At 64.3% G+C, this 12,522-nt stretch carries 17 protein-coding genes; 7 read left to right on the top strand and 10 right to left on the bottom strand.

Going from position 1 to position 12,522, the window contains the following annotated elements; all coding sequences use genetic code 11:
• Positions 1-14: 14 nt before the first annotated feature.
• Together ASD76_RS15040 and ASD76_RS15035 are read left to right on the top strand one after the other, a co-directional pair.
• Positions 15-875 (top strand): hypothetical protein, encoded by an 861-nt coding sequence (locus ASD76_RS15040; RefSeq protein WP_055924879.1) that lies wholly within the window; start codon positions 15-17, stop codon positions 873-875.
• Positions 876-935: 60 nt separating this feature from the next.
• Entirely contained in the window at positions 936-2,156 is a 1,221-nt protein-coding gene (locus ASD76_RS15035) for an MFS transporter (RefSeq protein WP_055924876.1), read from the top strand.
• Here the strand turns inward: ASD76_RS15035 and ASD76_RS15030 are convergent.
• Genes ASD76_RS15030 through ASD76_RS15010 form a run of 5 tightly spaced genes read right to left on the bottom strand, consistent with a single transcriptional unit; the run spans position 2,153 to position 4,326 of the window.
• On the bottom strand, positions 2,153-2,578 hold the full coding sequence (locus ASD76_RS15030; RefSeq protein WP_055924873.1) for a DUF1801 domain-containing protein: 426 nt from the start codon (positions 2,576-2,578) through the stop codon (positions 2,153-2,155). The two genes, ASD76_RS15035 and ASD76_RS15030, sit on opposite strands and share 4 nt — an antisense overlap.
• A complete protein-coding gene (locus tag ASD76_RS15025; RefSeq protein ID WP_055924870.1) occupies positions 2,575-2,967 on the bottom strand; it encodes a VOC family protein in 393 nt (130 codons plus the stop codon). Before ASD76_RS15025 ends, ASD76_RS15030 begins: the two co-directional genes overlap by 4 nt.
• 14 nt (positions 2,968-2,981) lie before the next feature.
• Positions 2,982-3,389, bottom strand: coding sequence for a DUF1801 domain-containing protein (locus ASD76_RS15020; protein ID WP_235506783.1), 408 nt, complete (start codon positions 3,387-3,389; stop codon positions 2,982-2,984).
• A complete protein-coding gene (locus ASD76_RS15015) occupies positions 3,386-3,817 on the bottom strand; it encodes a nuclear transport factor 2 family protein (protein WP_055924866.1) in 432 nt (143 codons plus the stop codon). The genes ASD76_RS15020 and ASD76_RS15015 overlap by 4 nt, the downstream gene beginning before the upstream one ends.
• Positions 3,814-4,326 carry a MarR family winged helix-turn-helix transcriptional regulator gene (locus ASD76_RS15010; protein WP_235506781.1) on the bottom strand — a complete coding sequence of 171 codons (513 nt, stop codon included), beginning with the start codon at positions 4,324-4,326 and terminating at the stop codon, positions 3,814-3,816. The genes ASD76_RS15015 and ASD76_RS15010 overlap by 4 nt, the downstream gene beginning before the upstream one ends.
• A 115-nt stretch (positions 4,327-4,441) precedes the next feature.
• Here ASD76_RS15010 and ASD76_RS15005 point away from each other — a divergent pair, with 115 nt between their 5' ends.
• From ASD76_RS15005 to ASD76_RS14995, 3 genes are all read left to right on the top strand, one after another.
• Positions 4,442-5,929 carry a carotenoid oxygenase family protein gene (locus ASD76_RS15005; RefSeq protein WP_055924863.1) on the top strand — a complete coding sequence of 496 codons (1,488 nt, stop codon included), beginning with the start codon at positions 4,442-4,444 and terminating at the stop codon, positions 5,927-5,929.
• A 301-nt stretch (positions 5,930-6,230) separates the two neighbouring features.
• Positions 6,231-7,274, top strand: a complete 1,044-nt coding sequence (locus ASD76_RS15000; RefSeq protein WP_156457754.1) for a hypothetical protein — start codon at positions 6,231-6,233, stop codon at positions 7,272-7,274.
• 16 nt (positions 7,275-7,290) lie between these two features.
• Positions 7,291-7,740, top strand: a complete 450-nt coding sequence (locus ASD76_RS14995; protein ID WP_200943121.1) for a hypothetical protein — start codon at positions 7,291-7,293, stop codon at positions 7,738-7,740.
• Positions 7,741-7,764: 24 nt separating this feature from the next.
• Here the strand turns inward: ASD76_RS14995 and ASD76_RS14990 are convergent, their stop codons facing one another.
• The 3 genes from ASD76_RS14990 to ASD76_RS14985 all read right to left on the bottom strand — a co-directional run bounded on the left by ASD76_RS14990 (position 7,765) and on the right by ASD76_RS14985 (position 9,371).
• On the bottom strand, positions 7,765-8,430 hold the full coding sequence (locus ASD76_RS14990; RefSeq protein ID WP_055924857.1) for an RBBP9/YdeN family alpha/beta hydrolase: 666 nt from the start codon (positions 8,428-8,430) through the stop codon (positions 7,765-7,767).
• A 32-nt stretch (positions 8,431-8,462) separates the two neighbouring features.
• Positions 8,463-8,615 carry a hypothetical protein gene (locus ASD76_RS18375; protein ID WP_156457753.1) on the bottom strand — a complete coding sequence of 51 codons (153 nt, stop codon included), beginning with the start codon at positions 8,613-8,615 and terminating at the stop codon, positions 8,463-8,465.
• 258 nt (positions 8,616-8,873) lie between these two features.
• The gene (locus ASD76_RS14985) at positions 8,874-9,371 is read right to left on the bottom strand and encodes a DUF1097 domain-containing protein (RefSeq protein WP_162249679.1); all 498 of its coding nucleotides are present in this window, start codon (positions 9,369-9,371) and stop codon (positions 8,874-8,876) included.
• A 434-nt stretch (positions 9,372-9,805) separates the two neighbouring features.
• On the opposite strand from ASD76_RS14985, the gene ASD76_RS14980 reads away from it, so the two are divergent.
• Together ASD76_RS14980 and ASD76_RS18870 are read left to right on the top strand one after the other, a co-directional pair.
• Positions 9,806-10,195 carry a hypothetical protein gene (locus ASD76_RS14980; protein WP_055924850.1) on the top strand — a complete coding sequence of 130 codons (390 nt, stop codon included), beginning with the start codon at positions 9,806-9,808 and terminating at the stop codon, positions 10,193-10,195.
• Positions 10,196-10,328: 133 nt separating this feature from the next.
• Positions 10,329-10,658 carry an SEC-C metal-binding domain-containing protein gene (locus ASD76_RS18870; protein ID WP_082553878.1) on the top strand — a complete coding sequence of 110 codons (330 nt, stop codon included), beginning with the start codon at positions 10,329-10,331 and terminating at the stop codon, positions 10,656-10,658.
• Between the two features lie 679 nt (positions 10,659-11,337).
• Here ASD76_RS18870 and ASD76_RS14975 read toward each other — a convergent pair.
• Together ASD76_RS14975 and ASD76_RS14970 are read right to left on the bottom strand one after the other, a co-directional pair.
• Positions 11,338-11,853 carry a hypothetical protein gene (locus ASD76_RS14975; RefSeq protein ID WP_055924847.1) on the bottom strand — a complete coding sequence of 172 codons (516 nt, stop codon included), beginning with the start codon at positions 11,851-11,853 and terminating at the stop codon, positions 11,338-11,340.
• Entirely contained in the window at positions 11,850-12,347 is a 498-nt protein-coding gene (locus ASD76_RS14970; RefSeq protein ID WP_156457752.1) for a helix-turn-helix domain-containing protein, read from the bottom strand. The genes ASD76_RS14975 and ASD76_RS14970 overlap by 4 nt, the downstream gene beginning before the upstream one ends.
• Between the last annotated feature and the right edge of the window lie 175 nt (positions 12,348-12,522).

Raw genomic sequence — 12,522 nt, 5'->3', positions numbered from 1 at the left:
CGAAGGAGAGGGTCTTGACCACTCGCGAAGAACTTTACGAGAGCCTGGACCGGTTCACTTCGGCCTTCGTCGCGGGCGATCCGGGGCAGATCGAATGGGTCGGCGGACTGCACTATACCGAGAACAACGTCGCGCTCGAACCGGGTGACGGGTTGTGGAACACGCTGACTGCGCTCGGCCCCTATGACTTGCGCTTCGCCGACGCGAGCCATGGCCAGGTGGCGCTGTTCACCTCCGTCACCGAGACCGACGCCACCAGCCCCTGTGCCATCCGCCTCGAAGTCCGGGGCGAGGGGATTGCCGGGGTCGAGATCGTCGTCGCCCGCAACAAGGACGAAGGCTTCCCGTTCCTCGGCCAGGCGTTCGAGGACAAGCCGATCATGCTCGCCGAAGTGCCGCAAGGGGAGCGCTCGACACGCGAGGAACTGGTCCGCATCGCCAATGGCTACTTCGAAACCATCGAACGCAACGACGGGACCATCCGCACGAAATTCCACCCGCATTGCAATCGGGTCGAGAACGGCGTGCAGACGACCAACAACGCTGACTTCCCCCTGCCCATCGCGCGGCTCGGCTGCGAAGAGCAGTTCGCGCTCGGCTGGTACCGCTACGACGACGAATTGCGCGGCCGCCGCTTCCCGCTGGTCGACATCGAGCGTGGCATCGTCCTCGCCCACGGGTTCATCGATCATGCGGGGAAAGTCGGCGACTACGAGCTGACCGACGGCACCAAAGTCTCAAGCCCGGTCCGTCGGCCACACAGTTACTACCTTGCCGAAGCGTTCAAGATCAGGGACGGTGCCATCGAGCAAGTCGAGGCGGTGTTCCATTCGGTGCCGTACAAGATGCCGAGCCCGTGGGAGGGGAGAGTCTAGAACATGCAAGGGTCGTCCGCTGAGGCAGCCCCCCGCTCGATAGCGAGTGGGGAAAGTCCGATGACGCCGGTACGCCGCGTCCTGTCGCTGGTGCTGCTGGGCGGCGTGTTCGTGATGGAGGGGTTCGACATCAACGCGATGGCGCTGGCCGTACCCCGCCTAGAGGGCGCGCTGGGCCTGGCGCCGGCGAGCTTCGGCTGGGTGTTCTCGGCGCTACTGATCGGCCTCGGCGTCGGTGGCGCGTTGCTGGCGCCGCTGGGCGATCGCTTCGGACGCCGGCCGCTTATCGTGCTCGGGTGCGTAGCCGTCTCGGCCTCCACTTTGGCGACGGCGACGGCCAGCACCACCACCGAGTTCCTCGTCTGGCGCTTGATCACCGGCATCGCCCTGGGCGCCTGCCTGCCCAACGTGAGCGCGCTCTCCGCCGAGCTCGCGCCCGAGAAGCTCCGCGCGACGCTGATGGCGGTCGTCTCCGCCGGCATCCCGCTCGGCCTGGCCGCGGCGGGCTTGTTCGCGCCGCAGATCGTTGCGGGCAGCGGCTGGGAGGGCCTGTTCATCGTGCCCGGTATCGCCGCAGCGCTGCTGGCCTTCACGCTCGCTTTCGTGCTCCCCGGCGGAGCGCCGAAGACCGAAGGCAAAGGCACCGAGCCCAAGGGCAAGCTGCCGCAACTGGCGCTGCTGCAATCGCCCTGGCTGCTGCCGTTCGCGGTGTTCGCCGCGATGCTCTCGCTCAACGCGATGAACCTCTACCTGCTCAATTCCTGGCTTCCGACCGTGCTGCCGCAAGCGGGCCTGTCGCTCGACTCCGCGGCGCGAGTTGCGGGCGTGGTGCAACTTGCCGGCCTCGCCATCGGCGTCATCGCCAGCCTGCTGATCGACCGCTGGCGGGCGGGGCCGACGCTGATCGGGATGTTCGCGTTGATGGCCCTGAGCTTCCTCGCCATCGGAGCGACGGCACCCGATGCCTCGCGCTGGACCCTGCTGCTGATGATCGGCGTAGGCGGCGCCTCGGCAGGCGGCATGGTCCTGCCCGCCCTGTGCGCCTACCTATTCCCGGCGCGACTGCTGTCTTCAGCAGTCGGAGTGGGCGTGCTGGTGGCAAGGCTCGGCGCGATTGCCGGCCCGCCACTCGGCCAGGTCATGCTGGTCAATGAGGTCTCGCCGCAGTTCTTCCTCGCGGCGGCGGCTGTGCCGGCCGTGCTATGCGCGTTGGTGGCGCTTGCGGTCCCTGCTGCCTTGGCCGTGCGCAAGCGGGAAGAAGCGACTCCCGCGCTGGCCTAGGCGCCCTTCGGCTTCTTCTGCACGTTGAGCAGCACTGCCTCGCGGACCAGCGCCTTGAACGCCTCGGCGTCGATCTGATCTCCCTCACGGATGTCGATCGCGCGGCGGGTGTTGCCTTCAAGGCTGGCGTTAAACTGGCCCGTGGGGTCGGCGACGGCGGCGCCCTTGGCGAAGGTCAGCTTGACGTAGCCTTTGTAGACCTCGCCGGTGCAGAGGATCCCGGCATGCTCCCACACCGGCACGCCCGAGGGATTCGACGGCTTGCGCCATTTGACCTGCTCGACCACCGCGGGATCGGCCTCGCGGATGAGCTTGCGCATGTATCCGAGCGTCTCGCCGCGCCAGTCACCAAGGCTCGCGAGCTTCGCGTCGATCAGCGCGGAAGGGGAGTCCTCAGCTTGTTCCGGTACGCTCGTCGTCATGCGTCTTGACCTGTCTGGGATGTGGATACGCCGAAGCAATGCTCGAACCCGTCGTCATCGGTCATGAAGAACTCGGCTTGGCCATAGTCCCGTTCCTCGACGTCGGACACGGCATATCCGAGCCCGAGAAGGTGTTCGCGCAAGGCGTATAAGTCGTCGGGGTTCCAGTAGAACCGGACGCCTTCGTAGTCCTCCGGCCTGTCCGGTGTCCCCGCGCGTATGTTGAGCATGAACATCATCCGGCCCTTGCTGATGCCGGCGCCGACCAGCACGCCCTCGCGGTGGGCTTCCCACCAGGTTTCGGTGAATCCCAGCCCATCTCGCCAGAGGCGCAAGCTTTTCTCGAGGTCCACGCTCGGCACGACCGGGATGCAGTTGTTGACTGACATTTCGAGGCGCCTTGCTAGGCCAACCAGCCTGGCAGCGCTGCAGCCTGGCGTATCCAGTCGGCCAGGCGTGCTTCATCGACCGGCTCATCCTCGAAAATGTGGAGATAGCGCACAGCCGCATCCTTCGAGGCCACAGGCGGCTGCGGATCGAGTGCACCGCCCTTGAAGAAGGTCACTTTGATGTACTTGTTGAAACAGTGGAAGCTGAGGAACCAACCCTGCCCCTCGATACCGTAGAACGGCGAGTTCCACTTCACCGCCTTCTGCACGCCGGGAACCGTCCGCACCACCAGTTCATCCAGGCGCTTGCCGGCCGCACTCTTCCAACCGGGCATCGCGGCAATGTAAGCCTTCACCGGAGCATCGCCCTCGCCCTTGGGGATCTGAGGGTTGCCACCGGAGAGAAGCGTCGGCTCGGTCACGGCCGGAAGTCTAGCCCGCCCACTCTTTCCGCGAAACGCCAGCCGTCGCGAGTTCGCACCAGCTTGTCGGTAAAGGTGCCGATCAGCGGCGACTTCGGGTCCTGGATCGGCAAGCCGCCATCGTCCGCCGCGTCGCCCATGTAGAGCACGATCACGCTGAACGCCCGCGCGTGGTCGGCGTCCTCGACATCGACCACCGTGTTGGCGATCACATGCCGCTGCGCCCGGCCCGGACGAGCGAGGAAACTGGCGAGGATCGCCTCGCGCCCCTCGATGAACACGCCCGGCTGGCTCGGCCGGGCGAAGCGCGCGTCCTCGGCGTAGAGCGCGGCAACCGCGGGCCAGTCCTGGGCGTCGTTCAAGTTCACGTAGTGCTTGATCAGCCGCTCGCAGTCCTGCTCGATCGCGCGGCGTTCGTCTTCGGTCATTCGTCGTCCTCGGGCTTGGTCTTCTCGAGGAACAGCGAGCGGCCCCCGTCATCCTGTGCTTCCAGAGTGTTTATCAGGCGGGTCAGGATCGTATCGAGCTGGCCGACCTCCGCAGCGGAAAGATCGGAGAACAAGTAGTTCGCCACCTGCTCGCTGCGAGGACGCATGATCTCGTAGAGTCGCCGGCCTTCTTCGGTCAGCGTGAGCCACTTGCGGCGGCGGTTCTTCGGGTCGCGGACCACTTCGATCCGGCCATGGCGCTGCAAGGTCGACACCGCACGAGAGACGCTCATCACGTTGACGCCGGTCATTTCGGCCAACTCATGGCTCGCCGTCTGACCTAGCGCGCCGATCGTCATCAGCATCCGGAACTCGTTGAGGCTGATCTTGTACCGATGCGCGAGATGCGTCGAGAACGGCGCCATCAGGCGATTGGTCAGCTTGAGCAGCTGATGCAGCATCTCGACCTTGATGGCCTGCTCCGTATCCGCCTCCGTGCGCTTCAGCACCGTCAGTCCCCTTTTGAGCGCGCGCAAAGACGCTCGCCCTTTCCATCGATTATAACAGGCGTTAGCATTTCACCATGCCATTATGGCTCAGAATCACCGGGAGAGTACCTAGGCCATGACTGCCTTTCCGCAGACAATTCACTTCATCGGCAGCAATTTTCCGCGCCGGGCCGAAATTTCCGTCCGCGACCTTGAGGTCGAAGGCGAAATCCCGGCCGAGATCGACGGTGCGTTCTTCCGCGCCGTGCCGGACAACGCCCATGCGCCGATGTTCGAGGATGACATCGCCCTCAACGCCGACGGCATGGTCGCGCGCTTCAACATCGAAGGCGGCGCGGTCGACTTCGACATCAAGTGGGTCGAGACCGAACGCTACCAGGCCGAGAAGACCGCCCGCCGCGCGCTGTTCGGGCGCTATCGCAACCCGTTCACCGACGATCCCAGCGTCGCGGGCGTCGACCGTACCGTGTCGAACACCACCCCGGTGTGGCACGCCGGCCGCCTGTTCATGACCAAGGAAGACGGGCGCGGCTACGAGATCAATCCGCACACGCTCGAGACCGCGGGCAAGTGGGACTACTACGGCGCGATGAAGTCGGAGACCTTCACCGCCCACCCGCGCATCGATGCGGCCACCGGCGAGATGTTCTTCTTCGGCTACGAAGCCGGCGGCCTGTGCACCGACGACATCGCCTATGGCATCGCCGACAAGGACGGCAACCTGACCAGCGAGCAGTGGTTCAAGCAGCCCTACCTCGCCACGATCCACGACTTCGTGATCACCGAGAAGTACGCCATCTGGCCGATCTTCCCGACCACCGCCAACCTCGAACGCCTCAAGGCCGGCGGCGCGCACTGGGCGCACGAGCAGGACCTGGAATCCTGGCTCGCGATCATGCCGCGCTACGGCAAGGTCGAAGACATGAAGTGGATCAAGGGCCCGGTCGGCGTCTCGGTGTTCCACGAGGTCAACGCTTATGACGATGGCGACCTGGTCCACATCGACTTGTGCCTGACCGACACCAACGCCTTCAGCTTCATGCGCGAGGCCGGTGGCATCCACCGCGACCAGCGCGAGATCCAAGGCGCCTTGACGCGCTGGACCGTCGACATGTCGAAGGACGAGCCGCAGATCGAGGAGCGTCCGCTCGGCCCTCCGGGTGACTTGCCGCGCCTGGCCGACGTCGACCAGGGCCGTCCCTACAACCGCGCCTGGTACCTGAGCATGAACCCGCAAGGCGGCCCGCCGATGCCGGGTGGCCCCGTGGGCATCAACTTCAACGCGCTGATGCGGATCGAGCCGGGCAATGGCCGCCTGACCGTTCTCGGCGTGCCCCCGGGCGCCGCGATCAGCGAGCCGGTGCACGTGCCTTCGAGCGAAGCCGGACACGGTGGCTGGCTGCTGACGGTGGTCGACGTGCCCAACGGCCCGCCGGGCGCCGGTCCACCGCAGGACTATTCGTCGGAGCTGTGGGTGGTCTTGGCCGATGAGATCGAGAAGGGCCCGATCGCCAAGGTGAAGACCGGCCTCGCCCTGCGCAGCCAGGTCCACGGTTCGTGGGTCGGCCGCGAGCGGCTCGACCAGAGCAAGCTGAAGGGCTGAATCAGCTCAAGAGCTTGAGCAGCGTACTGACAAGAACAATGCCGAGACTGCCGATGGCCACGCGCCTGAAGCGGTCTCGGAAGCGGCAGACCGTAGGGGTCTGCGCCGCCCGAGCGGCTGTACCTTTATAGACCATAACTCCCCCGTATTTTGAACGGGTGGTCTAGCTTGGGTGCGATACGGATGGCTGACCGGTAGCGCCAAGTATTTAGCCACCGGTGACTTGCGGCAACGGCGTGCATCGCTGTTGCATGCGCCGGTTTCTGCGTCATACTCTCCTTAAAAATAGGGGAGAGAGACGATGAAGCTGCGCCTGTTAGCCGCCGCATTGCCCTTGTTATTCGCTGTGCCTGCTTTCGCCGAGGACCCGGTCCCGTCGGCCAAGGACTATCCGGCTCCGCCCGCGGGCTGGAAGGTCGCGCGCACCGCGTGGGGCGATCCGGACCTGCGCGGCCAGTGGCCGGTCGACTACATGGCGGCGACCCCGCGCGAGCGGCCCGCCGACCTCGGCAGCCGCACCGAATGGACCGAGGAAGAGTACCAGGAACGCCTCGGCGCCGCAGAGCAGCGTATCGGCCTGGAAGCAGCGCAGGATCGCGTCGGCATCCTCGGCATGGGCCACTGGCGCGAGGACGGCCGCCCATTGTGGCAGACCTCGATGATCGTCGAACCTGCCAACGGCCGCTATCCGCCGCTGACCGAGGAAGGCAAGCGCGCCGCCGCGGGGGTGAAGACCTCGTGGAACACCGTGGTGTTCGACAAGATCAGCGACTTCGGCGTGTTCGACCGCTGCCTGACGCGCGGCATGCCCTCCTCAATGCTCACCGGCGCCTACAACATGGGCATCCGCGTGATGCAGAGCCCCGGCCTGGTGGTGATCGGGCTCGAGATGATCCACGAGACCCGCAAGGTCTACCTCGACGGCCGCGCCGCCCCGCCGCCCGAAGTCACCGACTATCTCGGCTATTCGCGTGGGCACTGGGACGGTGACACGCTGGTCATCGAGACCACCAACTTCACCCCCGGCATCTCCAACGGCCCGGCCCCGAACAGCGACAAGATGAAGGTCATCGAGCGGCTCACGCCCGTCGGGCCCGACCAGATCCGCTATGAGGCCTGGATCGAGGACCCGGTCATGCTGACCTCGGCCTACAAGATCGACATCCCCTGGCGCCGCAATCCGGCTTACGAGTTCTACGAATACGCCTGCCACGAAGGCAACGTACAGATCCGCGGCTACATCACCTCGACCAGCCCGCGCTTCGAAGCGCAGCGGCAGGCGAAGTGGAGCGCCCAGGGAGAAGAGGCTCCGGGGCCTCCTGAGATCGCTGTCCCGCCCGGCTAATTCCTGAAAGGCTACAATGGTATTCAAATGGACCTACCACGCCAGCCGCGTGGTGTTCGGCAGCTGGTGGCTGTTCTCCGGGCTGATGCATTTCCTGTGGCCGGACATCCAGCCGCTGGGTGACGAGCCCGCCGCGATCGCCTTCACCAAGGCGCTGATGGCGAGCGGGCTGTTCGACTGGATCAAGGTGATCGAGGTCGTGCTCGGCGTGACCATGCTGCTGAACCGCGCGATCCCGCTGACCATCCTGGCGCTGGTCCCGCTCAACATCGTCATCATCTACTGGAACTTCGTGCTCGATACCGGCGCGGTCGAATGGACCTTCGGCGCCCTGAGCATCGTGTTCAACGCCATCCTGGTCTGGCCGTGGAGACGCTATTTCTGGCCGCTATTCGTGTGGCGCGGTGTGCCCGACTACACGCTTGAGCCGGGTTTCGCGGAGGCTGCCGGCGGGCCCCGGACTTGACCAACGGGGGCCCGCCGCCCCCATTCACCGGAACGCGAGGGAGCGCGCCCCGGTGCCATTCCTTGAGCGCAGCAGCGCCTCGTAGTTCCCGCCCGCCACCAGCGGCTGCAGCGCCGGAGCGACGCTGTCGCGCAGCTGGCGCAGCAGGAACAGGCCGAAGGGCCACTCCCGCAAGTTGGACTCGCTATTGATGTGGCCGAGCCAGCCCGCATCGACGAACCGGCTCTTCCAGATCCGCGCCAGCCTTCGGGCGCGGCCGAAGGCGATGTAGGGATCGTCCCGACTGGCGACCACGATCGAGGGGAACGGCAACGACTGCTTCACCACCGGCGAGAACCGCGCGAGCCGCTCGTCGAGGCCGGGGTTCTCGACCTCCGGCGGGGCGACCAGCAGGGCGCCCTTCACCGGTCCGCTCGGGTCCGGCCGCTCATATTCGGCCCACCAGGAGACCGCGTGGCAGCCGAGGCTGTGCGCGACCAGGATGACGGGCCGTCCGGCGCTATGGATCGCCAGGTTGAGCTGGTTGACCCAGGCATTGCGTTGCGGATCATCCCACAGGCCGAGTTCGACACGGGCGCTGTGGGGCAGCTGGCTTTCCCACTGGGTCTGCCAGTGATCGGGCCCGCTATTGAACAGCCCAGGTACGATCAGGAACAACGGTTCTTCCGCCTCGGGATAATTCCACAGCATGTCAGATGCTCCTCGCTTGCCGGGGTGCATGCCTAAAGGCCGAGACGCGACCAGAACTCGGGCGCTGTGATCGACGCCACGCGCTCGACCGAGTCGGTGAGGCGGCCCCATGAGGGGTGCGGCAGCGGCGTCAGCGCAGCGTAGGAACTCCACTGCTGGGCGGGAATTCGATAGGTGTTGGGCATTCGTTTTCTCCTGTGGGGAGCACGAGCCCGCGTGGTCGCGTCGGTCCGTGCGCTTTAGCCGTTGGTGACGCGGAGCAAGCTGACATCGATCAAAAGCCGCGGCCTGCATGGTGCAGACAATGCCTTCTCAACCATTTTGCTTGAGAATAGGCAATAGAGAGTCGCTTAAGCGTGGCGAAGAAAAGTTAAGCCGCCCGGCTTGGAGGCCGGGCGGCTTATCGATTTCACCGGGAACGCGGCGGATTGCCGCGCTCGGATTTAGGCGGCTGGTTTCTTGGTCAGCGCGTTCGCCAGCAGTTCGGAGACGAAGCCGAACAGGGCGCCGATGATCACCGACACGATGGTCGGGATGATCGCCTTTTCAGGAGCGAGACCCGCCAGCAGGATCGGGCCGGCGATGGCGGCAAAGCCATAGACGCTGGCCGGGATCGTCGAGAGCAGCGACACGGCGCTGGCAAGGCAGATGACCGCCGCGCCAAGGCCAACCGCGATCGGAGCGGCGAAATCGCCGGCGCCGGCCAGCGGGCCGCTCGCGAGCATCACGGCGACCATGCCGACGAGAGCGCCGAAGCTCATGCCGACGACCGCGGTGGTGCTACCCTTGACGCCGCCGCCCGAATGGAAGTGGCAGCCCCAGGCGATGAACGAGATCCAGACCAGGCCCGGCAGGAACGTGGCCAGCGGCACGACGAACAGCCAGGTATCGAGGACGGCGAGCAAGCCCACCGACGTGGCGAGTGCGAATAATGCAGGCATGTGATGAAACTCCCCCAGAACGAGTTTTGTTTTTTCGTGGCAGCCGGGCCCCGCGACCATGAGAAGGGCCGTCCGCACCGCAGGGAAGCTAGCCGTGTTGACGTCAAAGTCCAGCGGGTGTGGGTGAGTGTTCACTACTGGGGCGGGGCGACGCGGTCTGTCCGCTTCACGCAAAGGGGCGAAGCACACCGCCTCTCCCGGCATGACGGACTTGCCCTTTCCTGCAAGCGCCCCTAGAGGCGCCGTCCCGCTCGCGGATAGGCCGTGGGTGACGCGCCGAAGGAGGCCGTACGATGTTTGCAGTCAAGCTGCCCCCCGACGCTTCCGCATGCAGGCCCTTGGTCCTGCGCGTCACCTGTAAGTCGAACGCCCACCGCAGCTGACCCGCCCCGATAGGGGTGCGCGGCGTGGCCGGGCATCCGAGGGGCATCCCCATGTATTTGCGTTTCACCGTGCCCGGCACGGTCACGCGGGCGCGCGTGGCTCCGGGCTTGTTCGGCGTGGCCGGCGACGTGCTGTGGCGCCACGAAGAACACCCCGATCCGGTTCTCCTCGCGCTCCGCGACGAGGTCGACTGGTTCAACCATTGGCTCCCGATCCCCAGCCGTTTCGGCGTGGTGGCAAAGGGCCGCAAGTGGTCGGACGGCGTGTGCTGGTTCCGCGACGACGCGCGCGAGATGGTGGGCCACGCCTACGTTCTCGCCGCCTTGCTCGAGGAATGCGGCGTACCGATCGAACGGATTTGGACCCGCGACCCGGGCCAGGTCCTCTACCGCGACCGCTGGCAAGTGGTCGCCAAACCGGAGCGAGCGATGCTCCATTGAGTGAGAAAGGGACCGGACCCGCGCACCCCTTAGTGGGAGCGCGAGTCCGGTCCGCGACCAGCGGACCGCAAGGCCGACCGGCCGCCCGAGCTTATGCGAGGAAAGCCAAGGGGCCGGATGGCCCCGCCGGCGCTTGAGGCCAAAAAAAGATGGGAGGCTTTCATGCCAAAGTACCAAGACCCCGACACGCTCCCCTGCTTTCGAGCGGACCAGCAAGCGGCGTAAGGGCTACCCGAGCGAGACCCGCGTCAAGCGCGGTCAGCGGACGATCAAGGGCGGTGAAATAGAGCTGCTCGAAAAGCTCGGCCGCAACGACCCTTGCCCGTGCGGCTCAGGAAAGAGCTTTCAAACGCTGCTGCCTGACCTCCGGCCGGTTTCGACGGCGCGGAGCGGCGAGACTATTGGCGGTGAGGTACCTCGCCGATCCTCCCCGAGCTCGTCTCGGGGAGGTGGCGCGCGCTGAAAGCGCGTGACGGAGGGGCAAGCGGAACAACACAACGCCCCTCCACCATTCCGCTTTGCGGAACGGTCCCCCTCCCCGAGCAAGCTCGAGGAGGATCTTGGGCTCCAGACACACCCAACCACCCGCTGGCGAATGCGGGCCTAACGCCGGGAAGAGTAAAACGCGGACGGGTAAGGCCGGCGCTGCCTGGGCATCACAGGTCTGCCTTGCGCGAGCATGATGCGAACGGCGGCGAGGGCTGCGTCTGAACTCGCTACTCGGCCCTGAGGCGACGAGGAGGCTAGCGGTTAGGGCTCGCAAGTCCCGCCTGCCGTTGTCACCGGGCGACTGGTTGCTATCCCAGGCCCTGATCCTCGTATCCTGGCGTGACACCCTCTTGCGGATGTCGCGAGAGAGCGCCGGCCTAACGCGGGAGTGAGAGCGAAGCTTCCAGCCCCCGCACCCGTCGCTTGTCAGTGGCATTCTGACGGCGGGGGTGTAACCTATTTGGTTTGTTTTGTCAAGATGCAGCGCCCCGGTATAGGTCATATGAGCGAGTGCTAGCCTCTCCGGAAGATATTAGATCTGCCTCAAGAGCTTGGACGCAAGGCTCCTGCCCGTGCAGTTCGGGAAGCAGAATTCAAAGAGTGCAGAGGGAGATTCTCATTGGAAGGCGCGGCCTCTTGGCCTCGTCAGATTCCTAAAAAGTAGCGCGCTTTCCAGCTTTCGCTCGACTTTCCAAGACCTGCACCTGATCAGAATGAGCCCCGTCTTCGGATGTCAGTTTCCGAATGCGCAATGAACCTAGCCTAATTTCTTTCTCCTCGTCGCCGACATAGGCTCGGACTTTAATGTGGCCTTCGGCCTTGATCAGTAACGGGGAGAACCTGAAATCGAGCATGTGAGCACGAAACTCAGCCAATGGATCGGTCTGATTTCCAAGAGGACGCTGAGGTCTGTCTGCGGGCAATTCAACGTCAACGAGGACTTCGCTATCCCCTCCCTCTCCCGGAGCAAAAACTCTAATACTCACCGGTTGAACGGGCATATCGAATGGCTCAAGATATTTTATCGCCAATCCGAGTGATGGAACCATTGCCGGCAAGCCGTCGCCAACGATCATTTCTCCGGCGTAAACACCGACATACGTCTTCTTATTTGAGACCTCATCTCGAATGTCGTCGCAAAAGACCGTCATTCCGTAGGGCTCTTTCATTGAAAGGCCATCGCGATCTCGGGTTTGCGCACTGCAGATCCAAACTGTTGAATCTCAAGTACGCGATCAAAACTCATTGTCTGAGTGGGATACGAAAAAGATGCCCAATATACCGTTTCTATAGAAAGTTCGGATTCAATCGTACAAATCGAAGCAAGACTCTCTATTGGTTCTGCCTGAAAGTCCTTCGGATCAAATTCGACAGCCCACAGAATATCCGAAATTGTACGAAGTGTCAGATTGCGAGTTGCCCCGCTCAAGACCCTGGAAATCACGCTCTTATGGCATCCAAGCTTTTCAGCTATGCTTGAGGCGGTCACGCCTTCGGATCTGCGGTAGTCAACCGCATCGTTTAGCGCCTCCAAGACCCGACTAACCAAGCGACCGAAGGCGGCCCCGCGTTCGTCAACGAGCGGTTGGGAAGAGATCAAATCGTTCACCATGTCTAAAATCCAACTTGAGCCGCCTTCGCTCAGCGACTGCAGCGCGACCAAGGTCGCGGTCCTTCGGTGGGCCAGGAGCTTTTATCACGCTCACCAACTCGCCTAAAGCCAGCACCATGCACTGGGCGTCATCCGCCCAACCGTAGAGACGAAGGCTTGGTGTTTTGAGTCGCCATATGCCTCCACCTCGAGGCGGATCACATCGCGCGAGACCGCTTGAAAGCGG

The organism is Altererythrobacter sp. Root672 (genome assembly GCF_001427865.1).
GTDB lineage: Bacteria > Pseudomonadota > Alphaproteobacteria > Sphingomonadales > Sphingomonadaceae > Croceibacterium_A.
The sequence above is the reverse complement of the archived record's forward strand: the minus strand, read 5'-3'. Positions and strand labels throughout refer to the sequence as shown.

Coding starts and splice junctions, on each gene's coding strand:
- ASD76_RS15035 (WP_055924876.1), top strand. CDS start 936: ATGACGCCGGTACGCCGCGTCCTGTCGCTGGTGCTGCTGGGCGGCGTG.
- ASD76_RS15030 (WP_055924873.1), bottom strand. CDS start 2,578: ATGACGACGAGCGTACCGGAACAAGCTGAGGACTCCCCTTCCGCGCTG.
- ASD76_RS15025 (WP_055924870.1), bottom strand. CDS start 2,967: ATGTCAGTCAACAACTGCATCCCGGTCGTGCCGAGCGTGGACCTCGAG.
- ASD76_RS15015 (WP_055924866.1), bottom strand. CDS start 3,817: ATGACCGAAGACGAACGCCGCGCGATCGAGCAGGACTGCGAGCGGCTG.
- ASD76_RS15005 (WP_055924863.1), top strand. CDS start 4,442: ATGACTGCCTTTCCGCAGACAATTCACTTCATCGGCAGCAATTTTCCG.
- ASD76_RS15000 (WP_156457754.1), top strand. CDS start 6,231: ATGAAGCTGCGCCTGTTAGCCGCCGCATTGCCCTTGTTATTCGCTGTG.
- ASD76_RS14995 (WP_200943121.1), top strand. CDS start 7,291: ATGGTATTCAAATGGACCTACCACGCCAGCCGCGTGGTGTTCGGCAGC.
- ASD76_RS14990 (WP_055924857.1), bottom strand. CDS start 8,430: ATGCTGTGGAATTATCCCGAGGCGGAAGAACCGTTGTTCCTGATCGTA.
- ASD76_RS18375 (WP_156457753.1), bottom strand. CDS start 8,615: ATGCCCAACACCTATCGAATTCCCGCCCAGCAGTGGAGTTCCTACGCT.
- ASD76_RS14985 (WP_162249679.1), bottom strand. CDS start 9,371: ATGCCTGCATTATTCGCACTCGCCACGTCGGTGGGCTTGCTCGCCGTC.
- ASD76_RS14980 (WP_055924850.1), top strand. CDS start 9,806: ATGTATTTGCGTTTCACCGTGCCCGGCACGGTCACGCGGGCGCGCGTG.
- ASD76_RS14975 (WP_055924847.1), bottom strand. CDS start 11,853: ATGAAAGAGCCCTACGGAATGACGGTCTTTTGCGACGACATTCGAGAT.